Origin of the sequence: Acinetobacter sp. TG2027, assembly GCF_000302435.1 — a bacterium.
In the GTDB taxonomy this organism is placed as follows: Bacteria; Pseudomonadota; Gammaproteobacteria; order Pseudomonadales; family Moraxellaceae; genus Acinetobacter; species Acinetobacter pittii.
The window spans coordinates 452,697-470,549 of sequence record NZ_AMJN01000040.1; the positions used below are offsets into that span (position 1 = coordinate 452,697).

A 17,853-nucleotide genomic window follows, 5' to 3' on the forward strand; every position below is an offset into this window, starting at 1 on the left:
CTTTAAAAAGGGATCTGTAAATAGATCCCTTTATTTTTTTAAGAAGCATGCTTGAGTTCGGATAAGAATGTAGTGATTTCATGCCCAAACTTTTTAGGCTCGGTTAATAAAGGTGTATGGCCTGAACGTTCAAAATATATTGCTTTTGCATGCTCAACGCTATGTGCAATCAGTGTCTGACCAGTTTCTGGATAAAGTGTCGAATTACGACCAATAAAGAAAGTGGTAGGACATGCTAACTGCTGAATTGCTTCTCGATAATCTTCATTATGATAAAGATAGTTTTCAACATACCAAAACAAGTAATCTAAACGTTGAATAGGTAATAAGTATTTTTGTAGAAAAGGCTGTTTTAAAGCAGTTTTAAAAACTAGTGGACTAAATGGATTGCTACTTTGTAACTCAATAAAATCTACCCATAGACGGACTAGTTCTTGTCGATCTGGAAGTGATAGCTCATAAAGATATTTGGCGTTTTTATGCTTTAGCAATAATTGATAAATATCATTTAATAGTTGTTTGAACTGGGTGTGAAGAGGGCCGAATAAACCATATTCCCAAGTTGAATCTACTGATATTTTTGGTGTCTGATCAATATGTAAATAGGCTTTTAACTGCTGTGCTAGTTGAGCGTGTTTCATGCCATGCATGGCAGTTGTCGCGCCCATTGAATAACCCATCAAGATAAAGTTATCGAGTTTTAATTGATCTATCAAATGAGCAACATCTTGCCAATGACTAGAAATGGCATCTTGCTCGGGAATTGCACAATTCTTTGACCCACCGAAACCACGCCAGTCTGGAATAATAAACTCATATTCTTTACGGTTTGCATAAATAAACGGTAGCCACTGCCAACTTTGCATGCCAAGGCCAGATAAAACCAAAACAGGCTCACCACGACCAACACGGCGTACAAATAAATTTTCCCGATCGGGCATGGTGTAATACGGCATGGCTATTCTCCAGATGGGTTATCTTGGGCAAAGCGTTTTAATTGAGGGATGACTTGTTCCAACCATTTGATCCATTCACTTTCCATCGTAATTCCAAGTTCTAAGATCATTTTGTGGATGTATAACACACGGTCATTTAGATCATCGCTGTCTTTAAAATCTTTATCATAAATACTTTGATAAAGTTTGAGCTTCTCTTGATGTAAACCAAGATGCCTTAACAGTTCAGGTAATATCTGATTATTGCTCAATTGTGCTTCAGCACGCAATCTAACCATTAAATCATCACGAAGCTGCGCAGGTTCACTTTGTTGCGTCATCCATGAGGCCAGTTCTATACGACCCAGTTGTTCGACCTGATAGGTTTTTTTTCGGCCATTATCCATTTCATTTTCTAAAGTGGAAACCCAGCCTTTTTTAAGCATGTTATTGAGTTCACGATAAATTTGCTGGTGAGTGGCATTCCAGAAAAAGCCCATTGAGCGGTCAAAGCGGCGGGCAAGTTCAAACCCTGTACTTGGACGTTCAAGCAAGCTGGTCAATAAAACATGAGGAAGTGACATGGCAATCCAGTTTGTAAGCAAAAGTAAAGTGTGACTCATGAGATTATGCAACATGTTGCATAAAAGTCAAAATTTGATTATAAATTTATGCAACAAGTTGCATTAGCAAGCTTATTGCTAGCCATAGGAGAAAATATGTCAGCTTATCCACATTTATTAAAGCCACTTGATTTAGGCTTTACTACTTTAAAAAACCGTGTGCTTATGGGGTCGATGCACATTGGATTAGAAGAAGCACCGCAAGGATATGAGCGGATGGCTGCGTTTTATGCTGAGCGTGCAAAAGGTGATGTGGGTTTAATTGTAACTGGCGGTGTTTCTCCAAATGATGATGGTGTTGTATTTAGCCATGGGACCAAACTAGATACAGTTGAAGAAGCTGAAAAACATAAAGTGATTACCCAAGCTGTTCATGAAGCTGGGGGTAAAATTGCTATGCAGATTTTACATACGGGTCGTTATTCTTATCAGGCAAATAACGTTGCACCTTCAGCAATTCAAGCCCCTATTAACCCGATTAAGCCTAAAGCTTTAAGTTCTGCCGAAGTACAACAAACCATTGATGACTTTGCTAACTGCGCCAAACTTGCTCAGTATGCGGGCTATGATGGTGTAGAAATCATGGGGTCTGAAGGTTATTTAATTAATGAATTTATTGCAGCTCGAACGAATCATCGTGATGATGAATGGGGCGGTAGTTACGAAAATCGTATCCGCTTTCCAATTGAAATTGTAAAGCGCACGCGTGCTTTAGTTGGTGAAAATTTTATCATCATTTATCGCCTATCTATGCTTGATTTAGTTGAAGGTGGTTCAAGTTTTGATGAAGTGATTCAGCTTGCAAAAGAAATTGAAAAAGCAGGCGCAACAATTATCAATACAGGTATTGGCTGGCATGAGGCACGTATTCCTACAATTGCAACCAAAGTTCCTCGTGCTGCATTTACTTGGGTAACTGAAAAACTTAAAGGTGAAGTCTCTATCCCTTTAATTACTTCTAACCGAATCAATACGCCTGAAATGGCTGAACATGTATTGGCATCTGGTCATGCTGATATGGTGTCTATGGCACGACCAATGTTAGCGGATGCTGAATTTGTCTTGAAAGCAAGTGAAGGCCGTAGTGATGAAATTAATACGTGTATTGGGTGCAACCAAGCTTGTTTAGATCATATTTTCTCAATGAAAATTGCAACTTGTTTAGTAAACCCGCGTGCATGTTATGAAACTGAGCTGATCTTTAAAGAAGCTCAGGTTAAAAAGAATATTGCTGTTATTGGCGCGGGTCCGGCAGGTTTAAGTTTTGCGGTATATGCAGCTGATCGCGGGCATCAAGTTAAAATTTTTGAAGCAAGTCATCAAATTGGTGGTCAGTTTAATATTGCAAAAAAAGTTCCTGGAAAAGAGGAGTTCTACGAAACTTTACGCTACTTTAGTCGTCAAATTGAATTGCGACCAAACATTGAACTTGTGTTAAACCATCAAGCAACTTACGAAGAATTAAGCCAAGCAAACTTTGATGAAATTGTGGTTGCAACAGGTGTAACACCTCGTCAATTACAGTTTGAGGGAATTGATCATCCTAAAGTGCTGAGCTATTTACAAGTTCTAAAAGAGCGTGTGCCAGTAGGCCAACGTGTTGCCATTATTGGAGCGGGTGGTATTGGTTTCGACACAGCTGAATATCTTACTCATGAAGGTGAAAGTGGCAGTTTAAATCCAGAAAAATTCTATGAAGAATGGGGAATCGATACTCAATATGAGCATGTTGGTGGTTTAAAACAGCCAAAAGTTGAGGCATCTGAACGAGAAATTTATTTACTACAACGTAAAACTGCTGCTGTAGGCGCTGGTTTAGGTAAAACAACAGGCTGGATTCATCGTACAGGACTAAAAAATCGTCAGGTCAAAATGTTTGCTGGTGTGCAATACGACAAGGTAGACGATCAAGGCTTACATATAACTATAGATGGAAAACCAAGTGTACTTGAGGTTGACCATGTGGTGATTTGTGCAGGCCAAGAGTCATTTACTGCAATGTATGATCAATTAAAAACAGATGGAAAAAATGTTCATTTAATTGGTGGTGCTAAAGAGGCGGGTGAACTGGATGCAAAACGTGCAATACGCCAAGGCGCTGAATTAGCAGCGACACTATAAAGTTTTATGGGCATTTCTTTTAAAGAGAAATGCCCGTTACTTCTTTGGTTAAATTATAGGATATAAAAACAATGACACTCGAAACAACAAAACAGTCTTTAGAAAAATGGCATGAAATGGTTCAGGCTGGTAACTTATCCGATCTAAATGACTTGCTGGCGGATGAAGTGGTTTTTCGCTCACCAGTTGCTTACAAACCTTATGAAGGAAAGCAGGTTGTTTTCTTCATTCTTACCAATGTGATTCAGGTGTTCGAAGACTTTACTTATCATCGTGAGTTCTACACAGAAGACGGTGAAAATGTAGTGCTTGAGTTCAGTGCCAATGTCAGTGGTAAATCATTAAAAGGTATTGATATGATTCGTTTTAATGAACAAGGCAAAATTATTGATTTTGAAGTAATGATTCGTCCAATGAGTGGTCTAGCAGCATTGGCTGAACAAATGGGTATAAGAATTGCTAAATTTCAACCTCAATAATTTTAGTAAATAGCCTAAGTAAGATAGGGATCAATAAAATGTGGTTAAAGCTTTCAACTCTAGCATTGCTTCCTGTACTGTTTGTACAGGGAACGAAGGTTCGTAAGAATACGCCACGCTTGCTAGAAGCCAGTGGTGAGAGACAAGGCATCGTTGGTAATGGAAGACCTCTATCATTACTTATTTTAGGAGACTCTGCCGCAGCTGGTGTTGGGGTAGAAACCCAAAAAGATGCTTTATCTGGTGCGATTATTTCTGAGTTGCAAGATCAATATTCGATACGCTGGAAACTGCATGCAAAAACAGGTGATACAACTCAGCAGGTTTTTCAAGCAGTACAGCATTTAGAGCAACAAAATTACGATGTGGTGGTTACGTCGATTGGTGTTAATGATGTCACGAAACTTACCTCAGCAAGTTCATGGATAAAACAACAAAAACAATTATTTCAATATATACAGGCACGTTTTCAGCCTAAACTCATTATTGTTTCTGGTGTACCATCTATGCAGCATTTCCCAGCGTTACCAAATCCATTGGCTTGGTTGTTTGGAAAATATGCGGAACAAATGAATCAGGTACTAGATAAATGGTTAGAATCAAAAAACCAATTTAAGTTCATTCAATATGATATTGAGCATTTTCAAGCGATGAATCTGCCTATGGCAAGTGATGGTTTTCATCCGAGTAAGGAAATTTATGCAATTTGGGGACAACAGGTTGCAGCCTTAGTGCGGCAATCATTTAACTCATAATCAGAGGTAGTGATTGGAAATGGGCATATCTACTTTAAATAAAATTAAAGCTTTCGGTTCAGAATTGTTCGATTCGGTATTAGGTGCTGAACATCCAAAAATCTATTATGACCCAAATGGGAAAATAAAAGATATTCTGGAGAAATTGCCCCAACTCAAGCAAAAATATCGGCCCACACCTTGGTTGAGCAACAATCACGTTCATCTTTTATATTTTGATATTATTAGAAAAAAAACGATTAAGCTTGAATATGATCGTATTGATCAGCTCACCATGAAAGATGGTGGCGTAACTGCGATCGCGTGGTATGGCTATGATCTTCCTCCGGATACTCCAACAGTTGTCATTATGCATACCATTACAGGGACCCCTGAAAGTATGCGTGAACTTGTGAAAGATATACATCACTATACAGGATGGAGAATAGCACTATGCTTACGCCGTGGGCATGCTGGATTACCTATGCCTGTGCCACAGATTTCTCTTTTTGGGTCAACAAGCGATCTTAAAGAGCAACTTGAACATATTCAAAATTTGTTTCCTAAATCGGATTTATACGCTGTAGGTTCCTCTGCTGGAACAGGACTACTGGTTCGCTACTTAGGAGAGCAAGGTACTGACACGCCATTTAAAGCTGCCTTTGCAATGTGTCCAGGCTACAATACAGAGATAGGCTTTAAAAATGTTCATCCGTTTTATAGCAAAATGATGACCAAAAAGTTATTCAAGTATTTTATTCATCCTTATCAAAATACATGGAACCAACTTTCTTCTATTGAAAAAGTTCTGGCGACCACAAGTCTGGAAGAGTTTGAGAAAGAATATTTTGAAATGGCTGGCTTTGAAAATTATCAAAGCTATTGCCAAGCCATTAATCCAATTTATGTATTTGAGAATGTAAAAATACCATTAATGATTCTTAATGCTGAAGATGATCCTGTCTGTTCCATTAAAAATTTGGAGCCTTACAAAGAAACGATTCAACAAATGAGTAATATTGCGGTAATCACCACAAAAAAAGGAAGTCATTGTGGCTTTTACGAAGGCTGGAAAAGTACCTCATGGGCGGCCAAATTAATATCAAATTATTTTTTGGTTGAACATAAACAATAACGGCAACTTCGCAATAAGTTAAATAAAGCCCATTCAACAGATGGGCTTTATAATTTTATTAGATCAAGATAAAAGCAATTTAGGATCTTTTAGTCCAATTTTGATTTTTGTACTAGCCACGAGGTCTTTTTCATCTGTTTGGTTGGGATGAAAGTCAAAGCGATAATAATCAAAAAATTGAGGGATCAATGTTCTATATTGTTTATTCGCAAAACTAAAGAACTTACGCCAAGATTTGAAATTTAAGAGTTGATGATCCCGTTTCATAAGAACAAATTGATAAATTGTTGAAAAACCAGTAATCAAAAATAGACTTAAAGTAAAGACTGTAATGCGAGGAAGGTATGCGCTTAAGCCACTTCCATATAAATGTTGGTAGAGATCAAAAGCCACAGCTTTATGTTCAGTTTCTTCAATACTATGCCATAGCCACAAATTGCGAATAGTTGAGTCTGTCATCAATTCATTAACGGATTGCATCATACTAACCACCAGTACTGCTGTGTAATGTTCTAGACCTACTGTTACAAGCAAATTCCATTTTTTACTAAAAACTTTTTCAATGGCTTTTAAAACGATGCCAGTTACTTTTTCTAAAGATTGAGGATCTAAACCATATTGCTGTGCACTTACATGAAAAGCATGATGTTCTTTTGAGTGCATTGCTTCTTGGCCAATAAACGCACTGATTTCCCGATCTAAAATTTCATTCGACTTTGCTTTGGCGCGTAAAGCTCGAACAGAGCGAACAAAATATGATTCACCTTCAGGGAACAATGTAGATAAACCAGTAAAATAATGTGTAAAAGTAGGCTCGTTATTACACCAGTAGCGAGGTACATTTTCAAAATTATAGTCCATACGACGGACTGGAAATGAGGCGGGGACACGATTTGATACTGTATTCATTCTAGGCTCCAATCTTCTTTTAATTAAAGTTCCAAAAAGGAACTTGTTGAAAAACTACATCGCCCTATATCTAGCGTCAATACTTTTTTAGGCAGAAAAAGTAGATTGTCCCTAATTGATAACTAGGAAAACTTTAAAGATAAATAGAAAGAAAAGTAAAACTTATTATTGTGTTGATAACTTAAATAATATTTAAAAAGCCCAAACTGATGGTTCAATTTGGGCATATTCGCATACGAACTTAGTTCTTAAGCGCTGGAGTAGCAGCCGCAATTGCAGCAGCAACAGCATCATCTTCACTTTGAGCTGGTTCAGCTGGCTTAGATGCTTTTGGCTCAGGCTTAGGTTCAGGTTTTGGCTTTGGTTCTGCTTTAGGTTGCTCAGAAACATTTGTTTGTGAATTTTGCTCAGCTTGGGCAGGGCGAGTTTCACGGCGAATTTCAGTTGTCGTATTTGCTGTTTCTTCGTGATGCACCTCAACTTGCGTTGGTTCCTGAGTTTGAGCTTCTTCAGTTTGAACACTTTCTAGAGACTCAAATTTTGCAGGTTCAGCAGGTGTAGGTTCTGAAACAGCAGTTTCAACCTTTTCTTGCTCTTCTTCTTTAGGTGTTTCTTTTTTGACACATGCGGTTAACAATAGTCCAGCAGCAATTGCAGCACAGATTAAAAGTTTTTTATTTGCCATTGTCCTAAACAACATTTAATTGAGGAGCTGGCATTATAACAGCAAAAGAGAATGAAAAAATCATGTGAGATTGACCTAAATTTTTATTAAAAATGCTGATAGAATAGCCAGTTGTTTAATGATCTTTGAATTGATGCGGTTTGACTTTGCTTTATAGGGGCAGAGTACAGTAAAATTGCCAAACATTGTAGGCCGATTTCGGCTTGATTGTACGAGAAACTTAATGACCCATTTTATTTTTGTCACTGGTGGTGTAGTTTCATCGCTAGGTAAAGGTATTTCTGCTGCTTCAGTTGCTGCACTTTTGGAAGCCCGTGGCTTAAAAGTCACAATGGTTAAAATGGATCCCTACATTAATGTCGATCCAGGGACAATGAGCCCTTTCCAACATGGTGAAGTTTTTGTCACAGAGGATGGTGCCGAAACTGATCTAGACTTGGGTTATTACGAACGTTTCTTACGTCGTGCGAAAATGACCAAACTTAATAACTTTACCAGTGGTCGTGTATATCAGGACGTTTTAAATAAAGAACGTCGTGGTGACTACCTTGGTGGTACAGTTCAAGTTATTCCTCATATTACTGACAACATTAAAGAACGTGTACTTCGCGCAGGTGAAGGCTACGATGTTGCTATCGTAGAAATTGGCGGCACAGTAGGTGATATCGAATCACTTCCATTTATGGAGTCAGTTCGTCAATTAATGGTTGAGCTTGGTCATAAAAGAACCATGCTTATGCATTTAACTTTGTTGCCATATATCAAATCTGCAGCAGAGCTTAAGACAAAACCAACTCAACACTCTGTAAAAGAGTTGCTTTCGATTGGTATTCAACCAGATATTCTTATCTGTCGTACTGAATATGATGTGGATGTTGATACTAAACGCAAAATTGCATTGTTCACTAACGTAGAAGCGCGTGCTGTAGTGGTATGTAAAGATGCGAAAACGATTTATCAAATTCCACGTACATTCTATGAACAAAACGTTGATGATTTGATCTGTGAGCGTTTTGGATTTAATGATCTTCCAGAAGCAAACCTAGAAGATTGGGATAATGTAGTCGAAGCATTACTAAATCCTGAATACACTTTACGTGTAGCTATGGTTGGTAAATATGTTGAATTACCAGATGCTTATAAGTCTGTGAATGAAGCGTTATTACACGCAGGTATTAAAAATCGTGTAAAAGTACAAATTGATTATGTCAACGCTGAAGAACTTGAAAGCCAAGACGTATCTATTTTAAGTACAGCTGATGCAATTTTAGTTCCAGGCGGTTTTGGTGAACGTGGTACTGAAGGCAAAATGAAAGCTATTCAATACGCACGTGAAAACAAAATCCCATTCTTGGGTATTTGTTTAGGCATGCAATTGGCTGTTATTGAATACGCTCGCCATGTTGCAGGTATGCCAGAAGCTTCTTCTACAGAATTTAACCGCTCTACAAAATATCCACTCATTGGTTTAATTACTGAATGGTTAGATGAGCGCGGTGAATTACAACAACGCAGCCTTGAGTCTGACTTAGGTGGAACTATGCGTTTAGGTGCTCAAAAATCTGAATTGGTTGAAGGCACAAAAACACGTGAAGTCTACGGTAAAGCTGAAATCACTGAGCGTCATCGTCACCGTTATGAAATGAATAACCGTTTCATCGAGTCGATTGAACAAGCTGGTATGAAGATTTCAGGTTACTCTTCAGCACAACATTTAGTTGAAACTGTAGAAATTCCTGAACATCCTTGGTTTATTGCTGTACAATTCCACCCGGAATTTACAAGTTCACCACGTGATGGACATCCATTATTTGCTAGTTTTATTGACGCTGCAAAAACACAGCATCAAAAAAGTAAATAATGCGATTTTAAATAAACTGGGAAAGTTTAAATGTCACAATTAAAACCACAAGAAGTTGTACGTTTAGGCGATATACAAATGGCAAATCATTTGCCATTTGTATTATTTGGCGGAATGAACGTACTTGAATCAAAAGATTTAGCTTTTGAAATTGCAGAAACGTATGTTGATATTTGCAAACGCTTAGATATTCCTTATGTATTTAAAGCGAGTTTCGATAAAGCAAATCGTTCTAGTCTGCATTCATTCCGTGGTCCTGGACTTGAAAAAGGTATCGAATGGTTAGGTGATATTAAAAAACATTTTAATGTCCCTATCATTACTGATGTGCATGAGCCATATCAGGCTGCACCAGTTGCAGAAGTAGCCGATATTATTCAATTACCCGCTTTCTTAAGTCGTCAGACTGATCTTGTCGAAGCGATGGCAAAAACACAGGCTATTATTAATATTAAGAAAGCCCAGTTTTTAGCACCTCATGAAATGCGTCATATCCTGCATAAATGTTTAGAAGCAGGAAACGACAAACTTATTCTTTGTGAACGTGGTTCAGCATTTGGTTATAACAATCTTGTTGTAGATATGCTTGGCTTTGACACAATGAAAGAAATGAATGTGCCAGTTTTCTTTGACGTGACACATGCGTTACAAACCCCTGGTGGTCGTTCTGATTCAGCAGGCGGTCGTCGTGCTCAAATTACAACTTTAGCACGCGCTGGAATGGCAACTGGTTTGGCTGGATTGTTCTTGGAAGGACACCCAGACCCAGAACATGCAAAATGTGATGGACCTTGTGCATTACGTATGTCACAACTTGAACCGTTCTTGGCACAAATAAAAGAATTGGATACTTTAGTTAAAGGATTCAAAAAGTTAGACACCCATTGAGTTGTTTTATAACCCTTACGCTGCTTTAACCGCAGCTCATATTCATTCAAAGAGGAATTGTTCATGAGCCAAATCGTTGACATTCGTGCACGTGAAATTTTGGACTCTCGTGGTAACCCAACCATCGAAGCAGACGTAATTTTAGAATCTGGGGTTGTTGGTCGTGCATGTGCACCATCTGGTGCTTCAACTGGTTCTCGTGAAGCTTTAGAACTACGTGACGGTGATAAATCGCGTTACTTAGGTAAAGGCGTTCGTACAGCAGTTAATAACGTTAATACGTTGATTCGTGATGCTTTGTTGGGTAAATCAGTTTTTGAGCAAAAAGACATTGATAATACAATGATCGCGCTTGACGGTACTGAAAACAAAGAGAAATTAGGTGCTAACGCAACTTTAGCTGTGTCATTGGCTGCTGCGCGCGCTGCTGCTGAAGAAAAGAAACTTCCTCTTTTCCAATACATCGCAGATCTTCGTGGTCAAACAATTTTAACAATGCCTGTACCGATGATGAACATCTTAAATGGTGGTGAGCATGCGGACAACACTGTTGATATTCAAGAGTTTATGATTGAGCCTGTAGGTTTCACTTCATTTGCTGAAGCTTTACGTGCTGGTGCTGAAGTATTCCATTCTTTAAAATCAGTTTTAAAGAAACAAGGTTTGAATACTGCTGTAGGTGATGAAGGTGGTTTTGCTCCTAACTTACGTTCTAACGAAGAAGCAATTCAAATCATTTTACAAGCAATTGAATTGACTGGTTACAAAGCTGGTTCAGACATGATGCTTGCACTTGACTGCGCATCTTCAGAATTCTACAAAAACGGTCAATACGTTTTAGAAGGCGAAGGTAACCGTGCATTTACAAGCCATCAGTTTGCAGATTATTTAGCTGGTCTTGTAAATCAATATCCAATTATCTCAATCGAAGATGGTCTTGATGAGTCTGATTGGGAAGGCTGGAGCTACTTGACTTCAATCCTTGGTGATAAAATCCAATTGGTTGGTGATGACTTGTTCGTAACTAATCCTAAGATTTTACAACGTGGTATTGATGAAAAAGTTGGTAACTCAATCTTAATCAAATACAACCAGATCGGTACTTTGACTGAAACTTTAGATGCAATCTATCTTGCTAAAGCAAATGGTTATTCGACTGTTATTTCTCACCGTTCTGGTGAAACAGAAGATTCTACTATTGCTGACTTAGCAGTAGGTACAGCTGCTGGTCAAATCAAGACTGGTTCACTTTGCCGTTCTGACCGTGTGTCTAAGTACAACCAATTACTTCGTATTGAAGAATTGACTAAAGCTGCTTACCGCGGTAAAGCTGAATTTAAAGGTTTAAACTAATCTTTAAATAAAAAGTTAAAATTAATTTTTTAACATTTGAAGGTGCTATTTTCTGTTTTTAATAGGAAATAGCACCTTTTTTTATTATCCTAATCGGCGTGTTTTTAAAGACTCAGCCCAACTGTGATGTTTACAGCGGGTACATTCTTGATCGATCTTATTTAAAATTTTTGTTTCACCACATTTCATACATGAATAAAAAGTATTAAGTTTCAGTACATCGGCTTTAATGTAGGCATCAGGGAATAGTGGCAAGCCCCATTTTACATCTTCATCTTCAAAATAAAGCAGACTAAGAATACCATCCGACTCCAACAAGGCTGTTCTTACTTGTCCAAGGTGCTCAACATTTTGTTGACGCATTTCAGAGAAAAACTCATCATGAGAATATGATTGTTTTTGGAAATCTTTGTAGACTACAAGGCCATCCTTAACAATACAAAGCGCTTTGCCTTCAAGCAAATCTTCAATTTTTTTATGCTTTACCATACTCCATGTAGCAAAGCGATAAAGAAAAAGAATAACAACAAACGCGACGAAGGCATGGGCAATAGGTAAATCTTCGGTAAACATCGGGTCACCGGCGGCTGAACCTAAACATAAAATAATGGCGAGTTCAAAAAGGGAGAGCTGACGTATACCTCGTTTACCGGATAATCTTAAAAAACTAATAATAATGATGAACATTACGGTACATCGAACCAAAATTTCTAAAACAAATTTCCAAGTCGTGTCACCAATGAAAATATTAAAAAAATCCATTTTTTTCTCCTTATTAAAATAGTTAGAAGAGATCCTTATAAATTCTTAACAAAGTAAAAAATAAAAAAATATACTTTTTAGGTAGTTATTGGTTAAAAGCTCGAAATATATGTGACTTTTTATAAATTTATTTCAAATAATTTTTTATGAAGGAGTTTACTGTTGATAGCGTGACCAAGCTGATTTATTGCAAAGTAGATCTATTAAAAAGGTACTTTTACTTTATATGAGCTTGTATTTACATGAGAGATAAAAAATATAAAAGATATACTTTGTGGGTGGTTTCTTATTATTAAATAAATTCTCCTTAAGAAAGATATGACTATGAATATGATTAATAATCAAAAATTTATTATATTTAAAAAGATAGTTTAACGACAATTAGAGGTATAGGGGATGGCATCTAAACGTTTTTGAAAAGCATGAGGATCCATAATATTTTTATACATTTGTTGATAAGTTTTTTTGTGATCTTCAATATTATGATAGTCAATAATTTCTTGGAGTTTGTCTTTGTAGTCTATATGGCCAGCATTGAACATCGCTGCATAGTGTCCCCATAAAGCATATTGATATCTTAAAGCAGCTTTTGGGATCAAATTTATCTCGGTTAAATAACTATTAGCAGTTTTTTCATAGCATTCTTTTATTTGATAAGGGTCTCTTTTCATTTTGCTTAAAAAAATGCATTGCATCTCTTGTAGCTTTGAACTATCTGTTTTAGCTAGTATTTTTTCGGTAACACTATATGCTTCATTAAGACAACCTAAATGTACAAGTATTTTGCGTTTAGTTTTTAAAATATTTAGATTGTTCTCGTTAGAAGGTATCTTTTTCAATAAGTTTTTAAATCTTAAGTGAGCAGTTGTTTGGTCTTGTTCCGTGTTTAATTTATAAATAATTTCATTATATTCATATATATAATTATTATTTGATTTGTGTTGATTCTGATTGTCCTTCGTATTAATTATTTTTGAAGGACTATCATCAGTATGGTGATTACAAGCGCTCAAACCTAAGCTTACTAAAGAAAATGCTAAAACTTTATGCACTACAACTTGTACCTTTTATTCTCTCTTAAGAGGTTTGAGAAGAATAATAAAATATAAAAGAAAATACTGTTTAGTTTGTTATTTTTTGAGTTAATCATAAAACTATTGCATAACATTTTATTGGCTAATTGAAAGAGCAATAAATTTAAAAGATGTGATGACCAAACAAGGTTTGAAGAGAGTGAAAATATATAAGTGATTAGAACCATTGATAATTTAATTTAAACAAATAGGAATAATTATTAATATATTGTTGATAACAATTATCATTCGTGTTAATTTTTGTGCCGACTTTTGCTGCTGTGTAACAAGGACCAAAGTAGCAAAAGGCTAAGGAATCTCGCACAGCACATTGGTTATTATGGAATTTTCTTATGTACACTCCGCCCTTTAGAAAAGCGTTTACATCTCATCCCTTAGCACTTGCTATGGCTTTAATTGCTCCTTCAATTGTTTATGCAGATGAGACAAATGGAACAGCCACTTTAGAAACGATAAAAGTGCAAGCAGGAGAAGATTCCGCTGTTACCGAAGGTTCGGGCAGCTATACAGCAAAAAGCACAAATACTTCTACAAAATTAAATTTATCTCTTCGTGAAACACCACAGTCGGTGAAGGTTTTAACCCGTGAATATTTAGATGATCGGAAAATCGATTCTTTTCAAGATTTAATGAGCAATATTACGGGTGTTTCGACGTCACGTACTGATGAGCGTCAGAAAGTTTATGCGCGTGGTTTTGAGGTAGATTATTACTTAATAGATGGAATACCGAGCACGATCAATTTAGGTACAGGGGACCTTGATTTAGATATTTATGATCGCGTCGAGGTGGTGAAAGGTGCTAATGGCCTAACCACAGGTGCGGGAAATCCAGCGATGGCGCTGAACATGATTCGTAAACATGCAAACTCAAAAGAACTTAGTGGTAATGTCAGCACATCATTAGGCTCATGGAACTCTTGGAGTAGTTCAGCAGATATTTCTACACCGCTTAACGCTGATGGTTCATTGCGTGGACGTATGTTTGTGAAGCATTCTGATGAAAATTCATTTATGGATTTTTATGAGAAAGAACGGAATGTATTTTATGGTGCCCTTGATTATGATCTGAGCGATAAAACAAGTATGTCACTTGGAGCTACTTATCAAGAATTGCATCGTGATGGTATCCGCTGGGGTGGTACACCTGCGTTTTATACTGATGGGACCCGTACCAATTTTTCCAGAAGCTTAACAGTAAGCGCACCTTGGACATATTGGGATGTGAATACAACGGCAGTGTTTGCGAACTTAAAACAGAATTTATTTAATGACGTTAATTTAAATGTTGCTTATACCTTCCGCAAAGAAGATACGGACTCTATGTTGCTATATACAGCTGGAAAAGTAGATAAGGCAACCAACACCAGTCCATTAGAAAATCCAAATGATAATTCTGAGAATAAAACTGATTATGTTTCTGTATATGGCGCAAAAGCTGCCAGTGAAGAAAACAATATTGATGTTTTTATTAATGCCCCATTTATGCTTTTTAATCGCCCACAAGAAATCATTATTGGTGGATCTTGGAATAAGAATGAAAAAACCAAAGATCTTTCTGGTGGTTCTAATGCAAACAAAGAGATTGAAAAATATTTAGGTGGCCCACTTAACTATAATGATATAGCGCAAGAATTACTTCAGCCACTGGTACTAAATACCAGAGGTGCACTCAATGAAACCACACAAACTGCTGCATATATTGCGGGTAAATTTCAAATTCTCGATCCTTTAAAAATTATTGCTGGTGCACGTTTATCTAACTGGGAATACAAGTCTGAAAATGATAAAGGTAACCGTGAATTTAACAATGAATTAGCACCATATATTGGCGCTATTTATGATTTTGCCCAAGATCATTCTGTCTATGTGAGTTATACAGAAATTTTCAAACCTCAAGATCGTAAAGATGTAAATGATCAATATATTGATCCGATTAAAGGTAAGAGTTATGAGACTGGCTTAAAAAGTGAGTGGTTTGGAGGGCGTTTAAATACAGCATTGTCAGTATTTCGAATAGAACAGTCTAATTTTGCTGAATTGATACCTGGAGTATTTATTGTCCGTAATGGTACACAAACTACAGAACAGGCCTATCGAGCTGTAGATGGGGTTGAAAGTAAAGGCTTTGAGTTTGAAGCTGATGGGGAAATTAACGATAACTGGGCTGTTAATTTCGGTATTGCTAATTTTGAAGCAAAAGATGCAAAGGGTACGAAGGTTAATACGACAAACTCTCGAACAACTTCAAATTTATTTGTTAAGTACAAAGTTAATCAGTGGAGTGCAGGACTTGGCTTAAATTATAAGAGTAAATACTATACGGGTAGTGGAAGCTCTCGCATTGAGCAAGATGCTTATGTTTTAGCAAGTGCGATGCTTGGCTATCAAGTAGATAAAAATATTAAACTTCAATTTAATATCGATAATATTTTTGATGAGAAATATTATGAAGGTATTGGTGAAAACTCAATGAACTGGGGAACACCACGAAATGCAACGCTGAGTGTTCGTTATAATTTTTGATACAGACATGCTCACATAAGTAACCGATTTATAAAAGCCCTCAAAAGAGGGCTTTTTTTGTGCGTAGATTGATTTATAAGCAGTTGTACTTATAAATATTATTTCCCTTTCAAATTCCATTCATTTTTGACAAAATGAAACATGTCACAATGGTCAATTAAAGTAATATGCCCATTAATAATTTTGCTTAAATTTTTGCAGGAATTTCGCATGCTACTTCTTAATTACTATACAATACAATCTCTTAACGAAAGTTTTTAATTAAAAATCTTAATGATATGTTAGAAGTATTTCGATCCACTTCAAGCAAACTGATATTGCTACTGGTTATTGTTTTAGTAGCCATACTGCAATATCAATTTTGGTTAGGTGAGGGTGGCTATCTCCCTCATCAAGCTCTCATGCAACAAATTCAGCAACAAGCTGAAGTAAATGAAGAGCTTAAAGAAAGAAACCGTATTTTGGCAGCAGAAGTTTTTGACCTGAAAAATGGTACAGAAGCAATAGAAGAACATGCTCGCCTTGATCTTGGTTTGGTTAAACCACATGAGACATTTGTTCAAATGAGTACCATCAGTACCCATTACAAGCCTATTTATATTGACCCGAACGCTAAAGTTGATTTGGAAACGAATGAGACACCTGCATCCCCAGATATCCCAGACTAAATTGTGGGCAGTGATTCCAGCTGCAGGGTCAGGAAGTCGATTTTCTAAAACTGAATTGAAACAGTATCAATATATTCAGAATACGACTGTTTTAGAACATACTGTTCGGCGCATAAGTCAACTTCCATTAAATGGTTATGTTCTGGCAATTGGTACCCAAGATACTTTTGCTCAGACTCTCGCATTTCAAAATATAGATAAAGCCCATTTTTGTATGGGTGGCGCGGAACGAGTCCATTCAGTATTAAACGCATTAAATCATCTTTTAACTTTTGCTGATCAAAATGATTGGGTACTTGTGCATGATGCAGCTCGGCCTTGTGTAACAATTGACTGTTTAAATGCCCTTGTCGAACAAGCAATTGAATCAAATCATAGTGCTATTTTAGCGATTCCTGTTCGTGATACTTTAAAGCAGGTTGGAGTAGATAATTATATTAATAAGACGGTAAGTCGGGATTCATTATGGCAAGCTCAAACGCCTCAAATTGCTAAAATTGGGAAGCTTAAAAAGGCAATTGAATACGCTTTAGAAAATAACATTGCTATTACCGACGAGGCAAGCGCACTCGAATATATGGGTGAAACTGTGCAGGTTGTGATGGGGCGTTCTGATAATATCAAAATTACTTATCCCGATGATTTAGAACTTGCACGTTTAATTTTACAATCACAGTCTTAAGATAAAAATCGAATAATAAATTGTAGTTTTAATTGTAAGATAGCCTAAGTAAATATTTCATTTCTACATATCTATTTATAAGAATTAATGTTTTTTACACCTCAAATCGATAAGATTAGTTGAGTAATTTACTTAGATAATGTTCGATCATCGAACAAAATATATTTATAGCGAACAAAACTGTATCTAGCTTACTAGATCAAAATACGAAAATTATCAAAAATGTTTAAAAGGGAAATCTAAGGGAAACACTCGGGATTGAGTGAAATATTTATCTATTCTTCTCGTCTCAGTGTGCCTAACTCTCTTATCTCTCTTCTTCAATGAGCACAATGGAGTTGTCTAATGATTGACAAAAGTAAGTCCTCACTAAGCGAGGTTCTATCGCAGATTAAAGAT

General features: G+C 36.7%; 16 protein-coding genes. 10 read left to right on the forward strand and 6 right to left on the reverse strand.

The genetic code is table 11. The features are described 5' to 3' along the window. Positions 1–38: 38 nt before the first annotated feature. Together B806_RS0111785 and B806_RS0111790 are read right to left on the reverse strand one after the other, a co-directional pair. Positions 39–956 (reverse strand): alpha/beta hydrolase, encoded by a 918-nt coding sequence (locus B806_RS0111785; protein ID WP_002120883.1) that lies wholly within the window; start codon positions 954–956, stop codon positions 39–41. A 2-nt stretch (positions 957–958) separates the two neighbouring features. Further along, on the reverse strand, positions 959–1,519 hold the full coding sequence (locus B806_RS0111790) for a PadR family transcriptional regulator (protein ID WP_005069032.1): 561 nt from the start codon (positions 1,517–1,519) through the stop codon (positions 959–961). 135 nt (positions 1,520–1,654) lie between these two features. Between B806_RS0111790 and B806_RS0111795 the strand changes: the two genes are divergently transcribed. From B806_RS0111795 to B806_RS0111810, 4 genes are all read left to right on the forward strand, one after another. Next, positions 1,655–3,679 (forward strand): NADPH-dependent 2,4-dienoyl-CoA reductase, encoded by a 2,025-nt coding sequence (locus B806_RS0111795; RefSeq protein WP_025465975.1) that lies wholly within the window; start codon positions 1,655–1,657, stop codon positions 3,677–3,679. A 71-nt stretch (positions 3,680–3,750) separates the two neighbouring features. After that, positions 3,751–4,158 carry a nuclear transport factor 2 family protein gene (locus tag B806_RS0111800; protein WP_005069036.1) on the forward strand — a complete coding sequence of 136 codons (408 nt, stop codon included), beginning with the start codon at positions 3,751–3,753 and terminating at the stop codon, positions 4,156–4,158. A gap of 38 nt (positions 4,159–4,196) precedes the next feature. Further along, positions 4,197–4,913 (forward strand): SGNH/GDSL hydrolase family protein, encoded by a 717-nt coding sequence (locus B806_RS0111805; RefSeq protein ID WP_017386034.1) that lies wholly within the window; start codon positions 4,197–4,199, stop codon positions 4,911–4,913. A 19-nt stretch (positions 4,914–4,932) separates the two neighbouring features. Next, the gene (locus tag B806_RS0111810; protein ID WP_017403045.1) at positions 4,933–6,027 is read left to right on the forward strand and encodes an alpha/beta fold hydrolase; all 1,095 of its coding nucleotides are present in this window, start codon (positions 4,933–4,935) and stop codon (positions 6,025–6,027) included. Between the two features lie 63 nt (positions 6,028–6,090). On the opposite strand, the gene B806_RS0111815 is transcribed toward B806_RS0111810, so the two are convergent. Together B806_RS0111815 and B806_RS0111820 are read right to left on the reverse strand one after the other, a co-directional pair. Next, positions 6,091–6,936: a metal-dependent hydrolase gene (locus tag B806_RS0111815; protein ID WP_002121049.1), complete on the reverse strand. Its 846-nt coding sequence runs from the start codon at positions 6,934–6,936 to the stop codon at positions 6,091–6,093. A 241-nt stretch (positions 6,937–7,177) separates the two neighbouring features. Then, on the reverse strand, positions 7,178–7,621 hold the full coding sequence (locus B806_RS0111820; protein WP_017386036.1) for a hypothetical protein: 444 nt from the start codon (positions 7,619–7,621) through the stop codon (positions 7,178–7,180). Between the two features lie 223 nt (positions 7,622–7,844). Between B806_RS0111820 and B806_RS0111825 the strand changes: the two genes are divergently transcribed. The 3 genes from B806_RS0111825 to eno all read left to right on the forward strand — a co-directional run bounded on the left by B806_RS0111825 (position 7,845) and on the right by eno (position 11,723). Continuing rightward, positions 7,845–9,482 carry a CTP synthase gene (locus B806_RS0111825; RefSeq protein WP_002121060.1) on the forward strand — a complete coding sequence of 546 codons (1,638 nt, stop codon included), beginning with the start codon at positions 7,845–7,847 and terminating at the stop codon, positions 9,480–9,482. Between the two features lie 30 nt (positions 9,483–9,512). Beyond that, positions 9,513–10,370 carry a 3-deoxy-8-phosphooctulonate synthase gene (gene kdsA / locus B806_RS0111830; RefSeq protein WP_002121042.1) on the forward strand — a complete coding sequence of 286 codons (858 nt, stop codon included), beginning with the start codon at positions 9,513–9,515 and terminating at the stop codon, positions 10,368–10,370. A 63-nt stretch (positions 10,371–10,433) separates the two neighbouring features. After that, positions 10,434–11,723, forward strand: a complete 1,290-nt coding sequence (eno, locus tag B806_RS0111835) for a phosphopyruvate hydratase (RefSeq protein ID WP_002121066.1) — start codon at positions 10,434–10,436, stop codon at positions 11,721–11,723. 84 nt (positions 11,724–11,807) lie between these two features. Here eno and B806_RS0111840 read toward each other — a convergent pair whose 3' ends face one another. Together B806_RS0111840 and B806_RS0111845 are read right to left on the reverse strand one after the other, a co-directional pair. Further along, positions 11,808–12,485: a YetF domain-containing protein gene (locus B806_RS0111840; RefSeq protein ID WP_002121037.1), complete on the reverse strand. Its 678-nt coding sequence runs from the start codon at positions 12,483–12,485 to the stop codon at positions 11,808–11,810. A 371-nt stretch (positions 12,486–12,856) separates the two neighbouring features. Beyond that, a complete protein-coding gene (locus B806_RS0111845) occupies positions 12,857–13,537 on the reverse strand; it encodes a hypothetical protein (RefSeq protein ID WP_017386037.1) in 681 nt (226 codons plus the stop codon). Positions 13,538–13,911: 374 nt separating this feature from the next. Between B806_RS0111845 and B806_RS0111850 the strand changes: the two genes are divergently transcribed. The 3 genes from B806_RS0111850 to ispD all read left to right on the forward strand — a co-directional run bounded on the left by B806_RS0111850 (position 13,912) and on the right by ispD (position 17,454). Then, complete coding sequence (locus tag B806_RS0111850) at positions 13,912–16,104, forward strand: TonB-dependent siderophore receptor (RefSeq protein WP_017403046.1); 2,193 nt, start codon at positions 13,912–13,914, stop codon at positions 16,102–16,104. Between the two features lie 278 nt (positions 16,105–16,382). Beyond that, positions 16,383–16,772, forward strand: a complete 390-nt coding sequence (gene ftsB, locus B806_RS0111855; RefSeq protein WP_005069056.1) for a cell division protein FtsB — start codon at positions 16,383–16,385, stop codon at positions 16,770–16,772. Further along, positions 16,738–17,454 (forward strand): 2-C-methyl-D-erythritol 4-phosphate cytidylyltransferase, encoded by a 717-nt coding sequence (gene ispD / locus B806_RS0111860; protein WP_017386039.1) that lies wholly within the window; start codon positions 16,738–16,740, stop codon positions 17,452–17,454. The genes ftsB and ispD overlap by 35 nt, the downstream gene beginning before the upstream one ends. The last annotated feature ends 399 nt before the right edge of the window (positions 17,455–17,853 follow it).